The sequence below is a fragment of the Bradyrhizobium sp. SZCCHNGR1005 genome (genome assembly GCF_032489995.1).
Lineage (GTDB): Bacteria > Pseudomonadota > Alphaproteobacteria > Rhizobiales > Xanthobacteraceae > Bradyrhizobium.
The window spans coordinates 302,007-323,976 of sequence record NZ_JAUEZC010000003.1 but is presented as its reverse complement, the minus strand read 5'-3'; the positions used below and the strand labels follow the sequence as shown (position 1 = coordinate 323,976).

General features: G+C 61.2%; 18 protein-coding genes. 11 read left to right on the top strand and 7 right to left on the bottom strand.

Annotation, left to right across the window (positions count from 1 at the left end; all coding sequences use genetic code 11):
• Positions 1 to 59 precede the first annotated feature (59 nt).
• On the top strand, positions 60 to 1,073 hold the full coding sequence (locus QXZ85_RS13750; protein ID WP_315704582.1) for a GlxA family transcriptional regulator: 1,014 nt from the start codon (positions 60 to 62) through the stop codon (positions 1,071 to 1,073).
• A gap of 101 nt (positions 1,074 to 1,174) precedes the next feature.
• A complete protein-coding gene (locus QXZ85_RS13745) occupies positions 1,175 to 1,528 on the top strand; it encodes a phasin (protein WP_315729631.1) in 354 nt (117 codons plus the stop codon).
• An 82-nt stretch (positions 1,529 to 1,610) separates the two neighbouring features.
• Here the strand turns inward: QXZ85_RS13745 and QXZ85_RS13740 are convergent, their stop codons facing one another.
• Positions 1,611 to 1,931 carry a cytochrome c gene (locus QXZ85_RS13740; protein ID WP_315704958.1) on the bottom strand — a complete coding sequence of 107 codons (321 nt, stop codon included), beginning with the start codon at positions 1,929 to 1,931 and terminating at the stop codon, positions 1,611 to 1,613.
• A gap of 503 nt (positions 1,932 to 2,434) precedes the next feature.
• Entirely contained in the window at positions 2,435 to 2,683 is a 249-nt protein-coding gene (locus QXZ85_RS13735) for a hypothetical protein (protein ID WP_315704580.1), read from the bottom strand.
• A gap of 228 nt (positions 2,684 to 2,911) precedes the next feature.
• On the opposite strand from QXZ85_RS13735, the gene QXZ85_RS13730 reads away from it, so the two are divergent.
• The gene (locus tag QXZ85_RS13730) at positions 2,912 to 4,063 is read left to right on the top strand and encodes an OpgC domain-containing protein (protein WP_315704579.1); all 1,152 of its coding nucleotides are present in this window, start codon (positions 2,912 to 2,914) and stop codon (positions 4,061 to 4,063) included.
• Between the two features lie 15 nt (positions 4,064 to 4,078).
• Here the strand turns inward: QXZ85_RS13730 and QXZ85_RS13725 are convergent, their stop codons facing one another.
• Entirely contained in the window at positions 4,079 to 4,339 is a 261-nt protein-coding gene (locus tag QXZ85_RS13725) for a hypothetical protein (RefSeq protein ID WP_315704578.1), read from the bottom strand.
• A 232-nt stretch (positions 4,340 to 4,571) separates the two neighbouring features.
• Here QXZ85_RS13725 and rocF point away from each other — a divergent pair, with 232 nt between their 5' ends.
• Positions 4,572 to 5,549 (top strand): arginase, encoded by a 978-nt coding sequence (gene rocF / locus QXZ85_RS13720; protein WP_315704577.1) that lies wholly within the window; start codon positions 4,572 to 4,574, stop codon positions 5,547 to 5,549.
• Between the two features lie 18 nt (positions 5,550 to 5,567).
• Here rocF and QXZ85_RS13715 read toward each other — a convergent pair whose 3' ends face one another.
• The gene (locus QXZ85_RS13715; protein ID WP_315704576.1) at positions 5,568 to 6,386 is read right to left on the bottom strand and encodes a transporter; all 819 of its coding nucleotides are present in this window, start codon (positions 6,384 to 6,386) and stop codon (positions 5,568 to 5,570) included.
• Between the two features lie 268 nt (positions 6,387 to 6,654).
• Here QXZ85_RS13715 and QXZ85_RS13710 point away from each other — a divergent pair, with 268 nt between their 5' ends.
• From QXZ85_RS13710 to QXZ85_RS13700, 3 genes are all read left to right on the top strand, one after another.
• Positions 6,655 to 8,169: a DUF1800 domain-containing protein gene (locus QXZ85_RS13710; RefSeq protein WP_315704575.1), complete on the top strand. Its 1,515-nt coding sequence runs from the start codon at positions 6,655 to 6,657 to the stop codon at positions 8,167 to 8,169.
• A gap of 22 nt (positions 8,170 to 8,191) precedes the next feature.
• A complete protein-coding gene (locus QXZ85_RS13705) occupies positions 8,192 to 9,385 on the top strand; it encodes a DUF1501 domain-containing protein (protein WP_315729630.1) in 1,194 nt (397 codons plus the stop codon).
• A 173-nt stretch (positions 9,386 to 9,558) separates the two neighbouring features.
• Positions 9,559 to 11,388, top strand: a complete 1,830-nt coding sequence (locus QXZ85_RS13700; RefSeq protein WP_315729629.1) for a potassium transporter Kup — start codon at positions 9,559 to 9,561, stop codon at positions 11,386 to 11,388.
• A 59-nt stretch (positions 11,389 to 11,447) separates the two neighbouring features.
• Here the strand turns inward: QXZ85_RS13700 and QXZ85_RS13695 are convergent, their stop codons facing one another.
• Complete coding sequence (locus QXZ85_RS13695; RefSeq protein ID WP_409998222.1) at positions 11,448 to 13,097, bottom strand: NAD-dependent malic enzyme; 1,650 nt, start codon at positions 13,095 to 13,097, stop codon at positions 11,448 to 11,450.
• A 199-nt stretch (positions 13,098 to 13,296) separates the two neighbouring features.
• Positions 13,297 to 14,601 (bottom strand): divalent metal cation transporter, encoded by a 1,305-nt coding sequence (locus QXZ85_RS13690; RefSeq protein WP_315727695.1) that lies wholly within the window; start codon positions 14,599 to 14,601, stop codon positions 13,297 to 13,299.
• A 233-nt stretch (positions 14,602 to 14,834) separates the two neighbouring features.
• On the opposite strand from QXZ85_RS13690, the gene QXZ85_RS13685 reads away from it, so the two are divergent.
• Positions 14,835 to 18,632 carry an ATP-binding protein gene (locus QXZ85_RS13685; RefSeq protein WP_315729628.1) on the top strand — a complete coding sequence of 1,266 codons (3,798 nt, stop codon included), beginning with the start codon at positions 14,835 to 14,837 and terminating at the stop codon, positions 18,630 to 18,632.
• A gap of 99 nt (positions 18,633 to 18,731) precedes the next feature.
• Here QXZ85_RS13685 and QXZ85_RS13680 read toward each other — a convergent pair whose 3' ends face one another.
• On the bottom strand, positions 18,732 to 18,917 hold the full coding sequence (locus QXZ85_RS13680; protein WP_315704570.1) for a hypothetical protein: 186 nt from the start codon (positions 18,915 to 18,917) through the stop codon (positions 18,732 to 18,734).
• 737 nt (positions 18,918 to 19,654) lie between these two features.
• On the opposite strand from QXZ85_RS13680, the gene QXZ85_RS13675 reads away from it, so the two are divergent.
• The 3 genes from QXZ85_RS13675 (at position 19,655) to QXZ85_RS13665 (ending at position 21,944) form a co-directional block, all read left to right on the top strand.
• Positions 19,655 to 19,927 (top strand): hypothetical protein, encoded by a 273-nt coding sequence (locus tag QXZ85_RS13675; RefSeq protein ID WP_315704569.1) that lies wholly within the window; start codon positions 19,655 to 19,657, stop codon positions 19,925 to 19,927.
• A gap of 482 nt (positions 19,928 to 20,409) precedes the next feature.
• On the top strand, positions 20,410 to 20,757 hold the full coding sequence (locus QXZ85_RS13670) for a hypothetical protein (protein WP_315704568.1): 348 nt from the start codon (positions 20,410 to 20,412) through the stop codon (positions 20,755 to 20,757).
• A gap of 137 nt (positions 20,758 to 20,894) precedes the next feature.
• Positions 20,895 to 21,944, top strand: a complete 1,050-nt coding sequence (locus QXZ85_RS13665) for a hypothetical protein (protein ID WP_315768590.1) — start codon at positions 20,895 to 20,897, stop codon at positions 21,942 to 21,944.
• Positions 21,945 to 21,970: the final 26 nt, after the last annotated feature.

Genomic DNA, 21,970 nt, shown 5'->3' with positions numbered 1-21,970 from the left:
AACTCCAGCTCTCTCACGTCGAGCTATACAGGCCGCCATCCGATGGCTTAAAGGACAATATGCCCTCGAATCCTGCCAAGTCATCGCGCTCCCCGCCTCAGAAGCCGCCGATGCGTCAGGTGGCGATCGTCGCGTTTCCCGGGGTGACGCTGCTCGACATCTCAGGCCCGGCCCAGGTCTTTGCCGAGCTCAGCGAGATCGAGTTGCCGGGCCCGAACTACGCGCTGAATTATGTGTCGAGATCGGGCGGCCTGGTGCCGACGGACGTCGGTATGATGATCGACACGGTGCCGATCGCGAGCGTGAAGCCGTACCAAGTCGACACCCTGCTGATCCCCGGAGGCCCGGGGATCTGGAAGCTGCGGCAGGACGATGTCCTCATGAAGTGGATATCGCGCACCCTGCCGGGGGCGCGCCGGATCGCCTCGGTCTGCCTTGGCGCCTTCGCGCTGGCCTGGGCTGGCGCTTTGGATGGAAAGCGTGCCGCGACGCATTGGCGTTATTGTCCGCGCCTCCAGGACAGCTTTCCGAACATCACGGTCGAACCGGACGCGATCTTCGTTCAGGACGGGCGAGTGTGGTCGTCAGCTGGCGTCAGCGCCGGGATCGACCTTGCATTGGCGATGATCGAGGAGGATTTCGGTCACACGATCGCGCTTGATATTGCGCGGCGGCTGGTCGTATTCCTCAAGCGTCCCGGCGGACAGAGCCAGTTCTCGACCGTCCTGGCGGCGCAGGCATCCGACGTAGAGGGCCGCTTCAGCGCGCTCCACGCCTGGATGATCGAGAATATCGCGAGCGACCTGCGCGTGGAAACGCTGGCGGCAAAGGCCGGGATGACGCCCCGAACCTTCGCCCGCACTTATCTCAATCGCACGGGGATGACCCCGGCCAGCAGCGTGGAAGCATTGCGGGTCGAAACTGCGCGACTTCTGCTGGAAAGCCGTCAGATCGGCAACGTGCTCGAGGTGGCCAAGCGCGCGGGGTTTGGCGATGACGAACGCATGCGCCGGGCTTTCCTCCGCCACCTCGGCGTCTCGCCGTCGGAATACCGCAGACGGTTTTCCGGCTAGTGTGACGGCCCTGATATTCGCTATGAATCCGAACTCCGGATTGGTGACACGATATCCGCGCAGATATGATAATTGGATCTTCTCAGCGGAGGACAGCGACCATGAGCCAACCGAAACTGGAAGTTCCGACTGAACTGCGTGACCTTGCCGAGAAGACGATCGAGCAGGCCGAGAAGGCATTCCAGATGTTCTTTGACGCAGCCGGCAAGTCGATCTCAGCGGTACCAGGACCGGCGGCGGACATATCGAAGCAAGCGCTCTCGCTCACCGAGCAGAACATGAAAAGCGCCTTCGAGCACGCGCGCAAATTGGTCCATGCGACCGAACTGGAGGAGGCGATGCGGATCCAATCGGAGTTTCTGCGCACCCAGTTCAGCAATGCCGGCGAACACATGCGGACGATCACGTCGAGCATGATGTCTGCCGCGACCAAGCCGGGCGACAAGCAGCCCTAAGCCGGGATGTCATCACCGCGGCATCGCGTGCGGCGAAGTGTCACGGACGCACTTCGCCGGGCGCGGAGCTCCCTGCGCCGTCCTATTTGCGAAGAGAGGCGATATAGGCGGCAATGTCGCCGGCTTCGATTCGGTTTAACGGGAAATTCGGCATCTTCGGATGCGGGTCGAGCAGAAAGAACGCAACCTTCTCCGCGGTGAAGTCCGACCGTTGTGCGATCTCTGCAAATGTCGGCACGTCGGCGCTCGCCTGCTTTTGCGCTGTATCCACCAGGTGACAGGAGGCGCACCACCGCTTGGCCAAATCTGCTCCATGGTCCGCATCGGCGGCATAGCCTGGGCGCAGTCCAAATGCGGCGGCAGCAAGGGTGATGATCAGGATCTTTGTTGGAAGGGCGGGCATCAGCATAGTCCTATCGGTTGCGGGTGCTCAAGGCCGCCCGTCGAGCTTGGCGGAGGCCGCCCTGACAACCGTGGTACGTCCGGTCAGGCCGGCAATAGCAAAGCCGTCAAAGGAGACAGGGGGGCGGACGAGAGCGCTGTTGGAGATACGATACGAGTGGTTATCAGCCGCAACAGGAGCGTGGAAAATGCGACAGGTCAATCCGCGCCGCGATCGATCGCACCAGCGACCACAGCCGTCTGATCACGGACGGCTCGTTCGACGCGGAGCTCAGCTGTTCGGCCGCATGTGGCATCAAGGCTCCTCCGCCCGTCGGGGACGACTTGCCAGCCGGTAGCGCAAGGCTTTACGCACCGGTGCAACTGTATGATCTTCGAGCGGAATCATTGCAGATCACGGACGGAAGACCTTGATCTGTCTCAACGACTGCCGGCCTCGCGCCGGTTCCTATTCGACAGCGGCGGACGGCGTTGCGCTGCCGCCTTGGACCCAGGGTCTTGGACTCAGGGCAGAGACTGCGAACGGCCGTCGGAGAGATCGGAGCGATATGGCGATGGCGTGGACAAAGAAGGTGCCCCCCGCTCGGCGCGGAGAGCCGCATCGATCTTGGACCGCACCCGGCGTGCGGCAAGCTCTGCGAGCCTCGTCTGCGTTCGACCGGTTTTGATTTGGCCGCCGAGCTCGTACCGCCATTCCCAAATGTCCGGTTCCGCCGTTGCAAGAACCGTATATTCGACCCCGCGATGGATCACGGAAAAACCCCCCTCGACCGCTTCGGCTCCAAATCAGCTTCTCGTACACATGCAATCAATCCGGGTAAATACGGTAAATAGACAATCTTTGGGTGCGTTTCTCTGGGTGCACGATTTGTTCTTGTGTTGTTGAGAGAGGCCGCTGAGGTCGTTGGTATTTGAAAGCATCGATTGCAGTCGACGTCCGAGACTCGGCAAGATGCATCTCGGGCAGAGGGGAGCGTGACCGTGACCGGTCTTCGTCCATGGACTGCGGATGGGCCTGCGGTTCATGCCGGCAAGCATCACCGCGATTTGCGGCTCGATGCCTGCCGCGGACTGGCGCTATGGTTCATTTTCATCGACCATGTTCCGGACAATTCGCTGGCTTGGTTGACCCTGCGCAATTATGGCTTCAGCGATACATCCGAGATCTTCGTTTTCGTTTCCGGTTATACCTGCATGCTCGCCTATGGCGGAGCGTTGCGCGAGCAAGGTTGGGCCACCACAGCGATCCGTTCGCTGCGCCGGGCTTGGGAAATTTATGCAGCGTTCTTGGTGTTGCTGATTGCCTATTTCGCGCTGGTCTGGGTCGTCGGTGGGGGAACGCGCTACCTCGACGATACTAATACCGGCTTTTTCTTTCGCGATCCCGGTTCGGCCATCGTTCATGTCGCGATGCTGCAATACGCCCCCGTCAATACCGACATTCTCTTGACCTTTGCGCTGCTGCACCTGACGTTTCCACTGTTGCTGTGGTTGATGATCCAGAGCGCAACGGCAACGCTGCTCCTGTCCTTTGCGGTCTACATGATGGTGCAGCTGTTCGAATGGCATTTTCCGGCCTGGCCGAGCGGCGAGCTCTATTTCAACCCGTTCGCTTGGCAATTCCTGTTCGTGATCGGTGGTTGGTTCGCCTTCGAGGGAGCTCCACGCGTGCGGCCGATCCTACGGTCGCGGCTATTGCTTCTGTTCGCTTTCGCTTATCTGCTGGTCAGCCTCGCCGTGGCGTTGAGCTGGGAATTTTCGAGCCTGGAAGGCTTGGTCCCGTCGTCGATCGCGAAGCTGATCTATCCGATCTACAAGAGCCATTTGGCGCCGGTACGGCTGCTGCACTTCTTGGCTCTGGCGCTTGTCGTCGCGCGGCTGGCGCCGCCACAATGGCACGGCGCGATCACGCCGTTGACGACGGCGATGATCCGTTGCGGTGAAAATTCGCTGTCGATCTATTGCCTGGGTGTTCTGTTGGCATTTCTCGGGCAGGTTCTGTTGGCAGAGGTGTCCAGCAGCTTCCTGATGCAGGTCGCGATCAGCTTGGGCGGGATCGCCACGATGATTCTGGCAGCTACGCTGCTCACCCGGGAAGCTCAGCTCGACCGCCGCGGGCCCAGCCTGTTCTGAGTCGTCCGCCTGGGATCAACGGCGTCGCGCCACGGCGATGCCGAACAGAAAGGCGACGAACAGGCTTGCCAGCGGAGCTTCGCGCGTGATGGTGCTGATCGCCGACAGCGCCGTCCCGGGCCGTCGTGCCTCTGTCATCGTCTGATTGAGGCGATCGACGGCTGCCCGCAACGTTCCGATCATTTCGTCCAGCGAGCGGGACATATCGGTCGCGGTATCCAGCGCGCGTTCGGCCACGCCCGGTTGTGGATTGGGTTCGAATGGTTCGGTACTCACGTGATATATGCTTTCATCTGCCTCTTGGGGCGGCTCCTGAGGCCGTCGCCTTCGGCCATACGTCAGCCGCTCGGATCAACCGCAGCGACGACCATGGCGAGAAAATGCCCGTTGATGATTTTGGTTCCAGCAAAACTCGAGGCAGGGAGAAATCCGTGATTATCGGGCGAGCAGGGCCAACGAATCTTGATGAGCGTTGGTATCCTCATCGAACTGGACGGAGGATTGCGCGGTGACCAATGCAAGCAACACGGCACTCCCCAATCGCATCGCCGTCCTTGGGGCGCCGATCGATCTCGGTGCCTCAGTTCGCGGCACCTTGATGGGGCCGGCCGCGCTGCGCACGGCCGGCTTGGTGCCGCTGCTCGAGAGCCTGGACCTCCATGTGACCGACTATGGCGACGTCGCCATCGCCGATCTGGTTGACGGCAGCGATCCACCGCCGCCCAATGCCAAGCACTATCGCGAGATCCAGCGTTGGTCGCGCCTCCTGGCGCACCGCGGTTATGAGCTTGCGCAAACCGGTGCGGTCCCCGTGTTCCTTGGCGGTGATCATTCGCTGTCGATGGGATCCGTAGCCGGCGTTGCGCGCCATTGGCAGGAGGTAGGGCGCGAGTTGTGCGTCCTTTGGCTGGATGCCCATGCCGACTACAATACGCCGGCGACGACGATCACGGCCAACATGCATGGCATGTCGGCCGCTTTTCTCTGTGGCGAGCCCGGCCTGGACGGTTTGCTGGGCGACACGCCGCGCGCATGTCTTGCGCCCGAGCGGCTGGAACTGTTCGGCACACGCTCGATCGACAGGCTGGAGAAGGAGCTGCTGCGTTCCCGCAATATCAGCATCGCCGATATGCGGGCGATCGACGAGTTCGGCGTCGGCGTCTTGATGAGGGGGATCATCGAAAGAGTTCGCGCGCGCAACGGCGTCCTGCACGTCAGCTTCGACGTCGACTTTCTCGATCCGGAGCTGGCGCCTGGGGTCGGAACCACGGTGCCCGGCGGGGTGACCTATCGCGAAGCGCATCTGGTCATGGAGATGCTCCACGACTCGGGCCTGGTGCGATCGCTCGATATCGTCGAGCTCAACCCGTTCCTTGACGAGCGCGGCAAGACGGCTCGCATCGCCGTCGAGCTGATCGGCAGTTTGTTCGGCCAGCAGATCACGGACAGACCGACCCCGAGCAATGCGATCGTCCCCGACCACTGAGCTCTTGGCGATCGCGGGTCAACGAAGGTTGTACTCCAGGCTTGCGCGGCGCAGATCGCGTGCGCCTCCGAACAATCCATCGATCCGGAACGAATAGCCGATCCCGACGATATAAGTCGGAGAGTTGTGATTGAGGCCAAACGCAACGTGAAAGTCGATCTGCTCGGCCGGACTGAGATGATAGAGCCCGCCGGAATTGATCAGCTGAACGGGGCCCGCGTGCTCAGGGTAGTCGCCGACATATTCGGTGAAGAGACTGAGCCTCTCGTTCAGCTTCTTCTCCAGCACGAAGGTGGCCTCGGTGACGCGTTTGATATCGGTCTCGGAAGGGCGGAAGAACTCGGTGAACATGCCGCTGATACCCCAGCCGTCACGCAGCTCAACCGACCAGGGCATCTGCAGGTAAGGCTGCGTGCCGCGGCCGGCGATCTCGGCAGTTCCGGTCGGAAGTCCGGCGCCAACCACGAATGAGAGATCGACCTTTCCCGGTACCGGGCTCACCTGCCATTTGAGGCCCGGCGCGACATCGGTGAAGCCCGAGGCTGCAGATCCGCGGACTTTGCCGACATAGGTCGGAAGGTCCACGAACACCTCGAGGCAGTGCGCTAGGCCAAACCGCCAGCGGGTGTTCGTGCCGTCAAGGGTGCGACCGCCATCCCCGGAGGTCATGTTCACGCCGTTCTCGCTTTGGAAGCTGCCGGTCGGCACCACGATGCTGGAATTCGTCACATCCGGGCGGTCGGTTGTGAGCTCGTCGGCAGTTGTCGGGCATGCGTCGGCCCGCGCATCGGTGATGCCGAGGAGAAGAAACCCCGCCAGAAATGGCGTGAAATTCATCTGGATGAATGATTTCGAAGGTCTCGGATAAATCGGTCTCACGCTCGCCCCCAAGCGCCAAGGCCATGGCCTGATTCCATCATACGCGAAGCAAGCTGCAGGCCGAACTTCCTCCAAATCTCGTGACCGGAGAAGTCGGACTCTGCATGCTGCATTCAGACGATATTCAGACGGTTCTGTTCAAAATTGGATCGAATTGCGATTGGGGGTGAGAATGCGGCCAAGCGGCACGTCATCCAAGACCGTCCGGGCAAGGGTATGGCGACCGATGGTTGTGTCCGCGGCTCTTGCGCTGTGCGGCTTGTCGAGCGCAGGCCTATCGGCGCAGGCCGGGGACATTTCGGCTTTCGATCTCGCTTTGCTCGATCGCCTGACATGGGGCGCGAATGCTTCCGGCGCCGAGCAGCTTCACGCCGTCGGGACCGAGCATTGGTTGCAGGAGCAACTGCATCCGGCGGCAGAGCCGGCTCTGCCATCGGACGTGAAGGCTCAGATCGAAGCGATGCCGGACGTGCACAAATTTCCGTTCGACATTGCGGTGGCGTTCGAACAGCAAGCGAAGAGCGCCAACCAGGTCGCTGACCCCGAGCAGAAGAAGGCCGCGCAACAGGTTTATCAGCAGGCGATGAACGACCGCGCGAAACAGGCGGCGGCCCGGACCATCCTGCGCGCGCTCTATGCGCCCGACCAGTTGCGCGAGCGGATGACGTGGTTCTGGTTCAACCATTTCAACGTGCATCAATACAAGGGCAACATCAGAGTCCTGCTCGGCGACTACCAGGATCATGCCATTCGTCCCTATGCCCTCGGCAAGTTTCGGGACCTGCTCGCCGCGACGCTCCATCACCCCGCAATGCTGCGATATCTCGATAACGCCGAGAATGCCGCAGGGCATCTCAACGAGAACTACGCGCGTGAGCTGATGGAGCTGCATACGATGGGCGTCGGCTCCGGCTACACGCAGGCGGATGTCGAGGCGCTGGCAAAGATCTTGACCGGCGTCGGCATTGATCTGAAGCCCGAAGATCCGAAGCTGAAGCCTGAGTTGCAGCCGCAGCTGGTGCGGGAGGGCGCTTTCGAATTCAATCCCGGGCGGCATGATTACAGCGACAAGATCTTTCTTGGTCATCAGATCAAAGGGCGGGGTCTTGCGGAGGTCGACGAGGCGCTGGATATCCTGGTGCATCATCCCGCCACGGCCACACATCTGTCGCGCCAGCTCGCGACCTATTTCGTCGCGGACAGCCCGCCCGAAGCGCTGGTGCAGAAGATGGCGCAGGCGTTCAGGACGAGCGACGGGGATATCGCCGCCGTTCTCGGCACCATGGTCCATTCGCCGGAATTTGCAGCGTCACTGAAATCCGGCGCGCACTTCAAGGACTCCGTAGAATATGTCTTGTCGGCGGTGAGGCTCGCTTATGACGACAAGGTCGTGCTCAACACCGCGCCAATCCAAGCTTGGCTGAATCGCCTGGGCGAAGGCCTGTTCAATCACGAAACACCCGACGGTTATGCGCTCACCTCGACGTCATGGAACGGGCCTGGACAGATGATGGTTCGGTTCGAGATCGCGCGGCAGATCGGCTCGGGATCGGCTGGGCTGTTCAAGCCGGACGGTCCGAATGCTGTCGAGCGGCCTGCTTTTCCACAATTGCAGAACGCGCTCTATTTCGAGGGCCTGAAGCAGACGCTTACACCGACGACTCAAGCGGCTTTGAATCAGGCGATTTCGCCGCAAGACTGGAACACGCTGTTTCTGTCGTCGCCTGAGTTCATGCGCTGAATTGATCGTGCGGGAGACCGTGATGAACCGTCGTGAGCTGATCAAGAGCTTTGCCGCAATGGCACCCCTCACGGTGGCCGGACGCGTTTGGGCGGCGCCGGCCAGCCAAACACGGCTGCTGGTCGTCTTCCTTCGCGGCGCCTATGACGCCGCCAATGTCGTCGTTCCGATCTCGAGCGATTTCTATTACGGTTCGCGTCCGACGCTGAACATCGCAAAGCCGGACGTAGGAAATCCGAATGCGGCACTCTCGCTGTCCTCCGAGTGGGGGCTGCATCCCTCCTTGCGAGAGAGCATCCATCCGATGTGGGCCAAGCGGGAGATCGCTTTCGTTCCGTTCGCGGGATCGAGCGACGATCTGACCAGAAGCCATTTCGAGACCCAGGACACCATCGAGCTTGGTCAATCGGCAGGCGGGTCACGCGATTATCGCTCTGGCTTCATGAGCCGGCTGGCGACTGAGCTGACACGCGCCCGGCCGATATCCTTCACCGAGCAGTTGCCGCTGATTTTCCGCGGTCAGGGCCAAGTGCCCAACATCGCGCTGAACAGCGTCGGCAAGCCCGGCGTCGACGATCGCCAGGCGCAATTGATCAGGGAGATGTATCTCCACACCGATCTTGCGGCCTCCGTCGCCGAGGGCTTCAAGGTGCGCGACGACGTCTACCGCTCCATCTCCGAGGAAATGGCGGCCGCCAATCGCGGCGCAGTATCGCCGCGTGGTTTCGAGCTGTCGGCGCGCAGGATCGGCCGTTTGATGCGCGAGCAGTACAATCTCGGTTTTGTCGACGTGGGCGGTTGGGACACCCATGTCAATCAAGGCGCGGCAACCGGCTACCTCGCTGATCGGATCGGCGAACTCGGCCGTGGGCTTGCCGGATTTTCTGAAGAAATCGGCTCGGGCGGATGGCGTGATACGGTTGTCATCGTCATTTCCGAGTTCGGGCGCACCTTCCGTGAGAATGGGGACCGAGGCACCGACCATGGTCACGGCTCTGTCTATTGGGTCCTGGGCGGCGGCATCAATGGTGGTCGCATTGTTGGCGAGCAGGTCAAGGTGGAGCAGGCAGCCCTGTTCCAGAATCGCGATTTGCCGGTCTTGACCGATTATCGCGCTATGCTCGCGAACCTGTTCCAGCGCATCTATGGCCTCGACACCGCTGCCGTGGCGCGAATTTTCCCCGGCGTACGTCCGGCAGAACTGGGCGTCGTTTGAGTGTTATGCTCAAACTTCCTGCGCCGACGTATCGCGCCCGATACAATCCCGCGATATGAAGCCCACGCGACCACACAGTGCGGCACATCAGCTTCGGATCGGCAGTGAGCGAAAACCAGTCAGAAACTCCAGATCGCACGGGTCGTCAGGCCCCACAGGGGCGGCTCAGTCTGATGGCGCTGTCCGCGCTGGGTGTCGTATTCGGCGACATCGGGACCAGTCCGCTCTATACGTTCAAGACCATTCTTGGCACGGCCGGCCATGCTGTCGACCGGGGTGCGGTGCTGGGCGCCTTGTCCCTGGTGTTCTGGACGCTGTTTGTCATCACGACGGTGAAATATGTGATGTTCGCGATGCGCGTCGACAACGACGGCGAGGGCGGCATCCTGGCCCTGATGGCTTTGCTGGGGGTGAAGCGGCAACGTCGCCCCACCATCGTGGCGGTCGGCCTGTTCGGCGCAGCACTCATCTACGGTGATGGCGCCATCACTCCGGCGATCTCGGTGCTCTCAGCACTGGAAGGCGTGGAGATGGCGACGCCCGCGCTGCAGCCCTATATCGTGCCGGCAGCGGTCGTCATCTTGCTTGGTCTGTTCGCGATCCAGTCGCGCGGGACGGCGAGCATCGGTCGGTTCTTCGGGCCGGTCATGCTGGTCTGGTTTGCGACCATTGCGCTCATGGGAGCAGCCGGCATCGTGAAGCATCCCGGCGTTCTCGCCGCGGTCAATCCGCTTTACGGCCTTTCCTACCTGTTCTCGAGCGGAGCCACAGGCTTCCTCGTGCTAGGCGCCGTGTTCCTGTGCGTCACCGGAGCCGAGGCCCTCTATGCCGATATGGGGCATTTCGGTGCGGGCCCGATCAAGCTGGCTTGGTTTGCAATCGTTTTTCCAAGCCTCATCCTGAACTATGCGGGGCAGGCTGCGCTGGTGCTCGACGGAACGCCGATGGATGGCAATATCTTCTATCGGCTCTGTCCAGGTGCCCTGTTGCTGCCGCTCGTCGTACTGGCCACGGTGGCGACCATCATTGCCAGCCAATCGATCATCACCGGCGCATTCTCGATGACGCGGCAGGCGATCCAGCTTGGCTGGATGCCGCGGCTCTGGATCAAGCAGACCTCGTCCGAAGGTTACGGCCAGATCTATGTCGGGGTCGTCAATTGGCTCCTCATGATCGTGACGATCGGGCTGACGCTCACGTTCCGCAAGTCCGACAACCTGGCTTCAGCCTACGGCATCGCCGTGTCGCTGACCATGCTGATGACCTCGGCATTGCTGTTCATCGCGATGCGGGAGATCTGGCATTGGAGCTTGCTCGCCGCGGGTTCGGTTGCCGGCGCGTTTCTTGCCATCGACAGCGCATTCTTCCTCGCCAATCTCACCAAGATCGCGGAAGGCGGATATATACCCTTGCTGCTTGCGACTGCCGTCTACGGCATCATGTGGATATGGCATCGCGGCGCCGCCGCGGTATCGGCGCGCATGCACGAGGCGCTGATTCCGGTCGCGCAATTCATGGCCGACATCGAGCAAAAGCGAATTCCGCGTGTTCCAGGTACAGCTGTGTTTCTGACGCGGACCGAGAGAGACACGCCGCCCGTCATGCTCTGGCACGTCAGACACAACCGCGCGCTGCATGAGCATTTGTTCGTGCTGCGGGTGGAAATCCTGTCCGTGCCCTGGGTCGCATCGAGCCGGCGATTGACGGTCACTGAAATCGCGCCGAATTTCTGGCGAGCCGAAGCCCGTTTCGGCTTCATGGAGCGCCCCCATATTCCCGAACTGGTCGTCGCCAGCAAGATGCTCGGGTGCACCGTCGATCTAGGCGATGTGACCTATTATGTGGGACATGAAACGGTGATCGGGCGGGAGGACGGCATGGGCCTGCCCGCCTGGCAGGAGCGGCTCTTCGCGGTGATGGAGCGCAATGCGGTCCATGTCAGCGACTTCTTCAGCCTGCCTCACGACTGCGTCGTGGAGATCGGCCGTCAGGTCGCAATCTGAATGGAATAGTCCGAGCGCTGTTGCGCCCGGACTATTCTGACCGTGGGCCGATCCCCCGCTCAGTAGCGCGGATCGTACATCTGCGACTCGACAAATCCGAGCAAATCATTCGGCGCTTGGCCCTGCGCAAGGCTGCTCTGATAGGCCACGTTCACGACCGCGGCGGCAATATGCGCGGAGACCTCGCGAATTCGCGGCAAGGCTGGGTACAAACTGCCCTGCGCAAGGTCGGCGCCCGTGACGCAGTTGGCCAGGGTGTGAGCGGCGGCCATGAACATCTCGTCGGTAACAAGCCTTGCGCCACTCGCGATCACGCCAAGGCCGACGCCGGGGAAGATGTAGGAGTTATTGCCCTGCCGCGGCACGAAGGTCTGGCCGTCGAGCTTGACTGGCTCATACGGACTGCCGCAAGCGAACAGGGCACGACCACCGGTGTGCCGATAGGCCGTTTCGGCGGAGCATTCGGCTTTCGAGGTCGGGTTGGAAAGCGCAAATATGATGGGGCGCTCGTTCAACTCGGCCATGGTCTGCAACACCTCAGGCGTGAAGGCGCCGCCGACCGCCGCGACCCCGACGATCACGGTCGGCTTGAGCTCCCTGATTGCAGCCAGGAAATCCGTGATCGGCGCATGATCATGTGCATAGCGCAACTTATGCCCACCGAGATTCTCACGGCCCTTCACCACGAGACCTCGGGAATCCACCAGCCAGTTGCGTCGCAACGCATCCGCTTCGGACAGGCCTTCGGCTCTCATGGCGGAAACCACGAGATCGGCGATGCCGGTCGCGGCTTCACCGGCACCCAGAAACAGGACGCGCTGGTCGCTTAGCTTGCCACCGGTGATACGCAACGCAGAGAACAGGCCGGCCAGCGCAACCGCCGCAGTGCCTTGAATGTCGTCGTTGAAGACGCAGGCGTCGTCGCGATATTTGTGCAGTAGTTTGAACGCAGAGTGGTTGGCAAAGTCCTCGAACTGGATCAGCACGCCCGGGAAAGCTGCGCGCGCCGCGGTCATGAATTCCTCGACCAACTCGTCGTAGGCCGGACCGGTCACGCGCTTCTGGCGCAGGCCGATGTAGTAGGGGTCGTTCAGCAGCTCTTCGTTGTTGGTGCCGACGTCGAGCATCACGGGAAGGCAGAGCTCCGGATGGATGCCGGCGCAGGCCGAATAGAGCGACAATTTGCCGACAGGAATGCCCATGCCGTTGGCGCCGAGATCACCGAGGCCGAGGATGCGTTCTCCGTCGGTGACGACGATCAGCTTGGCGCGATAAGGCCAATTCCCGAGGATCTCGGCAATGTGACCGCGATCTTTTGCGGAGATGAACAGGCCGCGTGGGCGCTGGAAGATCAACCCGTATTTTTGGCACGCCAGGCCCACAGTCGGCGTGTAGATCAGCGGCTGAATCTCGTCGATGTGGTCGCAGACGACACGGAAGAACAGCGCCTCGTTACGATCATGGAGCGCGTTCAGCGCGACGTATTTCTCGAGATCGCTCGACAGGCTGCGCAGATTGACCAGGATTCGCTCGGCCTGGGCCTGCATCGACAGCACGCCAGCGGGAAGAAAGCCGCGCAAGCCTAGCGCATCGCGCTCCTGGTCGGTGAAGCCGGTGCCCTTGTTGAGCAGGGGATCGCGCAGCAGCGCAAGTCCGCGCGGCACATAGGTTGAGATGCTATGTGCGCTGATGCGTTGTGGTTGTGTCAAGGTTCTCTCCGCAAGCGTTCTCTTTTGACCGTCGTTCTCCCGGAGCGCCTCCGCGTTGACTGAAATCAATTGCGGTGCAGGAAGGGCGACGAAGCCTGCGTGTTACCACAAAAGCGTTGCCGCAGTGCATCAATGTGATTGTGCGGCTGCGTCGGCGCGCAGTGCGACCGAGAGCGGCGCGATTGAGGGGGAGGGCGAGCTAAGACTGTCCCGACGTAAAGGACCAGAGCAGGGCCAGCACGGCGAGGGCCATGATCGCGGTACCGACCCATCCGAGGCCGATCAGCCATCGGCGGGCTCGGAAACGTCCCATCAGCTCGCGATTGGAAACGATCATCATCATCATTGTCATGATCGGCACGGCAACGATTCCGTTGAGGACGGCGCTCCAGACCAGCATGTGAATCGCGTCAATGCCGGTGAAGCCAAGCCCGAAGCCGATCGCCGTCGCAGCTGCAATGATGGCGTAGAAGCCCACCGCTTCCGGCGCCCTGGCTTCCAGACTCGCGCGCCAGCCGAAGGCCTCTGCCACGCCGTAGGCGGCCGATCCCGCCAGAACCGGAATCGCGAGCATGCCGGTGCCGACGATGCCGAGCGCGAACAGCAGGAAGGTGAAATCGCCGGCCAGTGGACGCAAGGCTTCGGCGGCCTCGGTCGCGGAATTGATGTTCGTCACCCCATGCGCGTGCAGGACGGTTGCCGTCGTCAGGATGATGAAAAAGGCAATCGCATTGGAGAAAATCATACCCACCGTGGTGTCCACCCTGATTCGTCGCAGTTCGGGATGGTCCTTCCGGTGTTGGTGGCGAAGCGGCGGATCGATCTTGCCTTGGTTCATCTCCTCGACCTCTTGCGAGGCCTGCCAGAAGAAGAGGTATGGGCTGATCGTGGTACCGAGGACGGCAACGACCATCAGGAAATAGTCCGCATTGATCGACGGCCGGGGCCAGATCGCGGCAAGCAGTGCCTGGCTCCAGGGCACGTCGACCATAAGCGCGGTCGCGACATATGCGAAGAGGGTGAGTGTCAGAAACTTCAGGATTGGTGCGTAGCGCCGATACGGCACGAAGACTTGGAGCAGGGTCGACGTCGCCGCGAAGATCAGCGCGTGCTCGTGATTCAATCCTCCGATCACCAGCGACAATGACTCGGCCATTGCGGCGATGTCGGCTGCGATGTTGAAGGTGTTGGCGCCGACCAGCAGAAACACAAGTCCCAGGACGGCCCAGCGCGGCGCGATCTCCATGACATTTGCCGCAAGGCCTTTGCCGGTGACCCTGCCAATGCGGGCGCTGACCAGTTGGATCGCAATCATGAAGGGGGTGGTGAGGAAGACGGTCCACAGCAAGCCGTAGCCAAACTGCGCGCCAGCTTGTGAATAGGTCGCGATGCCTGACGGATCGTCGTCTGCAGCGCCGGTCACTAAGCCGGGCCCCAGCAGGCGCAGCAGACTCCATCTCGACGTTTTCGGTTTGCTCGCTTCCGCTGCCGGAAAGATGGTCACCGCTCGTTACCCCCGCTGCTGTCATCGAGCCAAGTCGGCCGCTCTCGATTTGTTCCCATGCGTGGAACCGTGGTTGCCGCTTTGGCGTTGCGCTTCACGAGGAGTATGTAGCACAGGGGTCCTGCTTGCCGGTTACGCGACTGCCAGGACAAGAGCTGGAAACGGAAAACGAGACGGGCCGCGTTGCCGAACGCGAGCGGCTTTTTTCGGGCGGAAGCGAACTGGCGAGCCTGATGCTGGAGTTCGATTGGGGGAACACCTCAATCGGACCGCCGGAGACGTGGCCACAGAGTCTTAAGACCGCAGTGCGAATCATGCTCACGTCTCGACAGCCGATCTGGATCGGCTGGGGCAAGGATCTGGTCTATCTTTACAACGATCCCTACAAGGCCATCATCAGCGGCAAGCACCCTTGGGCACTCGGTCGTCAGACGTCGATGGTCTGGCGCGAGATCTGGGATGACATTGGCCCGCTGCGGGCAAAGGCGAGCGGAGGCGACGAGGGGACCTACAGTGAGGCCCAGCTCCTGATCATGGAGCGCAACGGCTTTCCGGAAGAGACCTACTACACGTTTTCCTACAGTCCGATTCCTGACGACGACGGATCTCCGGGAGGGATCTTTTGTGCGAATACCGATGACACCCAGCGCGTGATCAGCGAGCGCCAGTTGTCGCTGCTGCGGGAACTGGCGAGTGCAGCGGCAGAAGCCCGCAGTGTCGATGAGGCCTGCCTGCGCAGCGCGCGGGCGTTGACCTACGATCTCCGTGATCTGCCATTTGCGATGATCTATATAATCGAGCCGAGCGGGGATGTCGCTCGTCTCGCAGCGCTCAGCGGCATCGATCAGGATCATCCTGCGGTCGAACCGACGTTGCCTACAGCCGGCTGCGGGATGTGGCCGGTGGCGGAAGCGCTCCAGCAGCTTTCGCCCGTGGCGGTCCATGACTTGTCGCGGCGGTTCGGTTCGGACTTTCCGAGCGGAGGTTGGCGTCAGCCGCCGGATCAAGCCGTGCTGCTTCCGATCCTGTCGAGTGGCGAAGCTGCGCCTTGCGGCTTTGTAATCGCCGGTCTCAATCCTTTCCGGCCGTATGACGAAGCCTATGCCGGTTTTCTCGGTTTGGTCGCCAGTCAGATTGCTGCTGCTGTCAGCAATGGCGGCGCCTATGAAGCGGAGCGTCGCCGCTCGGAGGCTCTTGCCGAATTGGATCGCGCCAAGACCGCGTTCTTCTCCAATGTCAGCCACGAATTCCGAACCCCGCTGACGCTCATGCTGAGCCCGCTGGAGGACATCCTGGCCCGCGAGCGGCCCGAGCTCGGTGCGGACGAAAGGGCGGTTCTGGAAGTGGTTCACCGCAACGGCATTCGCCTGTTGAAGCTGGTCAATACCCTGCTCGATTTCTCGCGGATCGAGGCGGGGCGGGTGTTGGCGAATTATGAGCCTGTCGATCTGGCGGGATTCACGGCGGAGCTTGCCTCAAACTTCCGCTCCGCAACGGACCGGGCAGGCTTGCGTCTAAGGATCGATGCCGCGCCTCTGCCGGAGCCGGTCTTTGTTGACCGCAACATGTGGGAGAAGATCGTCCTCAATCTGGTCTCGAACGCGTTCAAGTTTACCTTCGAGGGCGAGATCGTTGTTGCGATCGGGCTCGCAGAGGACCGGCGCCATGCCGAGATCAAGGTTCGCGATACCGGCACGGGCATTCCTTGCGCCGAGCTGCCGCATCTGTTCGAGCGCTTCCGTCGGGTTGAGGGAGCGCGCGGGCGGTCATACGAAGGGAGCGGCATCGGCCTCGCCTTGGTCCAGGAACTGGTCAAGCTTCACGGCGGCACGATCCGGGCCGAAAGTGAGCTCGAGCATGGCTCCATATTCACGGTAACGATTCCATTCGGATCGTCGCATTTGCCGTCAGACCGCCTGGTGGAATCAAGCGCGCCAAATTCGGCCAACATGCGCGCCCAGGCTTATATCGACGAGGCTCTTGGATGGCTGGAAGGTGATCCTCGCCTCGAAGCGCCTCACCCGTCCTCTTCGGATGATCTTGGGCTGGGCTTTCCGATTGAGCGGAAGCAGAATCGAATTCTGCTCGCCGACGACAATCCGGATATGCGCGGCTACGTTCGGCGGCTGCTTGGCGGAGCCTACGAGGTCGAAGCGGTTGCTGACGGCTGGGCGGCACTGGAGGCGGCGAGGCGCCGGCGTCCGGATCTGGTGTTGACCGATGTCATGATGCCAGGCCTCGATGGCTTCGGCTTGCTGAAGGCGTTACGAAGCGACCGCCTGCTGCACGACGTTCCCGTGATCATGTTGTCGGCGCGCGCGGGCGAGGAGGCCAAAGTCGAAGGGCTTGACGCCGGCGCCAGTGATTATCTCAGCAAGCCGTTCAGCGCCCGCGAGTTGCTGGCCCGCGTCCGCGCCAATATCGATCTCGCGCGCGTGAGGGGCAAGGCGGAGAAAGCGCTGCGCGGTCTGAATGAGCAGCTCGAAATCCAGGTCGCCGAGCGCACGGCGGAGCTGCAGGCGAAGGAGGCGCGGCTACGGACGATCTTCGAGACCAGCTATACGTTCCAGATTCTCCTGTCCACCGACGGTACCGTGCGCGATGCCAATGCCACCGCGCTCTCGGCGATCGGCAAATGCTTGGACGAGATTGCGGGGATGCCGTTCTGGGAGACGCCGTGGTTTGCCGGCACTCCGCACGCGTCGAACATCATCCGCACTGCAGTAGCTACGGTTGCCGGAGGTCAATCCATTCGTCACGATCTTCATGTCAACCTGCCGGTCGGTGGTTGGCGCTGGTTCGATTTTCAGATGCGCCCCGTTCGCGACGAGCGCGGCAATGTCTTGGTCCTCGTCCCGGAAGCAGTCGAGCTGACCGAGCGGCGAAAGGCAGAGGAAGCGTTCCGCCAGGCGCAGAAGATGGAAGCGATCGGGCAGCTTACCGGCGGGGTTGCCCATGACTTCAACAACCTTCTCACCGTGATCAGGTCGTCGGCGGATCTCCTGCGTCGACGCGACCTGCCGCCGGAGCGGATGAGGCGCTATATCGATGCTATCTCCGACACCGCGGATCGTGCGGCTAAACTCACCGGCCAGTTGCTGACCTTCGCCCGCCGCAAGCCGGTAGAGCGGCAGGTGTTCGATGCGGCCGCGCATCTGGAGGGTATTGGCGACATGCTGAGGACCGTGCTCGGGTCGCCCGCGATACTCGAGCTCAATGTCGCAGACCGGCCATTGCCGATCGATGTCGACATGAATCAGTTCGAGACCACTCTCGTCAATCTGGTCGCCAATGCGCGCGACGCGATGAGCGGGCAGGGCATACTGACGATCCGGGCCGACCAAGAACGTGGACCGGACCAGCAGGCAACGGGGGCCTTCGCCAGGATCACGATCAGCGACACCGGATGCGGCATTCCGGCCGACCAGATCGACCGCATATTCGAGCCCTTCTTCACGACCAAGGATGTGGGTCGTGGAACCGGCCTCGGCCTATCGCAGGTCTATGGCTTCGTTCATCAGTCCGGTGGCTGGATTCATGTCGAGAGCGAAGTAGGTCACGGAACGGCGCTCACGCTCCATCTGCCGTTGAGCATCAAGGCGATCGAGCCGCGCCAGGATAACGCGCGGGACGCTGAGGATGTCGATACGAGTTGGAATGTGCTGGTGATCGAGGACAATCTGGACGTGGGCGAATTCTCGACGCAGCTGCTCCTGGAACTCGGCTATCGCACCGTGCTCGCGAGGAACGCGGCCGAGGCGCTCCGGCTCTTGGATGAGAATCCGACCGGCTTTGACGTTGTTCTGACTGATATCGTCATGCCCGGCATGGACGGTGTTACGCTAGGCAATGAGATTCGCCGGCGGCTTCCGACCATTCCGGTCGTGCTCAATAGCGGCTACAGTCATGTCCTCGCGCAAAACAATGAGCATGGTTTCGAGCTGATTCAAAAACCATATTCGATCGATGATCTGTCCCGTGCCTTGCGCCACGCGCTCGCGGGCCGTCGCGCGAGGCCGTCCTCTCCCTGATGGCGCCGCGGGCGTTGAAGGAACCAAGCGGTCCTGCAGCGCCATTCGAAGCAGGATGCATGAACTGTAATGGAGGAGCGCGAGCGGTCCCGATGGACGCTAGCGCATGCTGACGAACTTGCCCCACACCGCAGCAAGCACTGCGCCGGCGAACACGTAGTGCGGCTTGTCACAGAACAGGCCGCCATACTGGCAAACATCGGAGCTGGCTGAGCCGAGCTGGTGCTGGCCGGCTGCATAGAGCAACGCGGACAGAGTGGCCAGAATGGCCGCAACGGCATACATCTCGAGGCCTCCTTCCGGCTTCGTCGCTAATGGTGCCCGTCGGGCTAAGGACAATGCGATGTCGAAAACGGCGCTTGACTCGTCGGGCAAATCAGGAGCATTTTGACATCATCGAAAACATTATAGAGCCCGCGCCGCGAAACGGCCGCGGGCTTTTTGCTTGTCGCGCCGAGAAATTGTTGCACTGGTTTTTGGCGCGCTGCATCGATTGGCGGCATTTCGTTAAAGTTTGACATGTCGGGCAAATCACCAGCATGATGGCATTATCGACGCGATCATCGATCAGGTGATCAGAGCCCGCACCGGCAAACCGGCTGCGGGCTTTTTGTTGACCAACATTTCCAATCGGACGGCGGCCCGCATAGCAGGACGCCTGAACAGATCTTTGCTGCTCGCGCGCATCGTCGTCCGAATCTCAAGCCCGCCACGTACAAGTCTCTGTCTTGACGTGACGTGCAATACTGGCCGGTCCGCGCGAACGGGCTGGCCTGCGGCGCGCCGATGCTGGCTGGCGCCGCCGCGGTCCCTCGATCCAGGGGGATAGGGTTCGCGCCCGAAACGATCGCGTTCGACGCGGTCTGCCGCATCTTTGTTTCCGCAAGAGTGAGGCTCAATGACCGCTTACTTGATCTCTCTCGCGCTGGTTGGGCTCGTCCTTCTGGCCGTCTGCGACGCGCTGCCGTGAGCCCGTCGACGATCATCTCTCGCTCGCCTTCTCCATCTGACATCGAAAAGATATGGCCAAGACGCTTACCGACATTCGCTCTCTCGCGCGCAGCCACACCCGATCCGCAATCCTCGCCCTAGCCGGCGTTATGAGATCGAAGGACGCAAGCCATGCGGCACGCGTCTCGGCAGCAACCGCACTCCTCGATCGCGGCTGGGGCAAGCCGCCGCAGGCACTGCAGAACGGTGAGGATGGGGCGCTCGAACTGATCCATCGCATCGAACGGGTGATCGTTTGTCCTGAACAGGGGGAGAGCGACAGCGAGCCAGACGACGTAGACTGAACGCAGTGGCCCCGCGCCGACACGCGGCGGTCATCGTCGCTCCCGTCAATCGAAGATTGTAGTTGTTCATGCTCCTATTTTGTTCCAGGTTGTCTTTAACAGGTCCGGTGCGGGAGCTTAGCGTGCGGCTGAATAAGAGAGGTCTTGTCGCCTCTGGCCTCTATACGGTGCATTATCTGCTGTTTAGCACTCTTGGGCGTTTCGCGGGCCTCAAGTCGAGCATTGTGCTGGCTGGGCTTGCAGTCCTGCACGGCGGCGTTTTCCTTGGATTTGTTTGGTCTGGCCTTGGTCTTCATGATCCGCCGTTCCCGGCCGATTCCTGGATGAATGGTGCCTTGCTATATTATCCTGTATCTCTTTGGTTGGGGGCTCAACTTGTCTTGGCAAATTCTGATACGACTGGTCGGCGCGCCCATTGGCTCGCCTAGACGAGAGCTTGATCACATATCTCGAAACGGACTCATTGCAGCCGAGGGCCGACGATGACCGTACGATCTAATAAGGGTGGTCTCATCGCCTGCGCAATCTATACGCTGCATTTTGCCGTATTCTTCGGCTGGGCCTTCTTCTCCGGTCTGAAGGCCAGCGTCTTCTTGGCCACCATCGCGGTCTTCCCGGCGGCCTTGTTTTGGGCCGGGCTAGGAATGTTACTGGGATCGGGTGATTTCCCATTTTCGATCGACTCTTGGCTGAATAGCATTCCGGCTTATTACTTGGAAAGCTGCGTCATCTCGTACTTCGTTGGCTGGACGTGCAGCGCTGGATCGCGGTTGCGCGGAGCCAGCGAGGAGCGGGAATCCGAGGACATCCCAGACTGGCATAAGCGTTAGCTAGGGTAATTCGGCTGCTTGCCGCTGCCGGTTTGACTTGGATTGGAGCATAAAGGGGCGGCGAAGAACGTTTACGCGGAGCGATCTTCGGGATCCTCACGGACCCAATACAGGCGCAATAATTGAGGATGAAAAACATGGCGCCTCGATATTCTTTGACGATTCAGATCAATCCGAATATTCCAGGTCACGCAGCGGTCGTCGTCAACGAGCCTTCTAAACAAACCTACGCGGGGTTTGGTCCCCAGCGCCACTACTCGCCTTGGAGTTATGGAAAATTCGACGTTCACTCACTTGCCCCTGGTCAGACACCTCCAGCCGATTTTTCCAGTGTCGCCGGCGCTGCGCATAGGACGTTCACGGTACCGATAACCGAGGAGCAGGCGACACAAGCTCTGAACGAAATTCAGCGCATTAGCTCTTCCAGCGGAAACTATAACGTAGCAGATGCGAATGTTTGCACGGCGATGGTCAACCGGATCATGGAAGCTGCCGGTCTAGGTAGCGACCTCTTGTACCTGTCTCCATTGCGCAGCAGTCAGTATCTCTCGGATGTTGAAAAGACCTTGATCGATAATCCAAGATCGAAGTTTATGATCGACGGCGCCGGGAGGCCAGCCGCTATTCCTCAATCGCTTCGCGGCGTGCAGCAGGACTACGCATTCGTCGGCGGTGGATACGATACGCCGTCGGAGCGGAATGGTCATCTTCCGAGTGGACCGATTTACGATCAGGGGGCGTCCCCCACGTTCGATGACCGGTATGGGAAATGGTCGAATTTGCCGGAAGCCTCTGAGCCATCCAGTCTTCGGCAGTCAGCTGGATCAGGTGAGCGTCGGCCTCCGGATCGCTATTTGCGCGGCCGGCAGGTCAGTCCGTCAGGCGCGTCCGTTTTCGATACAGGCACCTCCGCCGTTCCGTTTGCGCCAGACTCGGCGCAGTCACCGCCGCCTTCGGCATCGTTCGACCAACGCTTTGGGGGCTGGGCTGCGCCTCCTCAAGCGGCGCCCGTTGTTCCGGCGCAGATGCAGCGAGGGCTCAACTCATCTGTCGGCTCGGAGGCGGCCTCTGGCGGCCGGCCGCTGCCGGTCTACCCCGCTCCTCCGATGTTCGGGGGCTACGATCCATCGACGTCGTCCGGAGACGACTGGTTCTCGCGTTGGATCAAGCCGCTGATGCGGCGGTGATTGCGTGGATGGGAATGGCCCCAGGT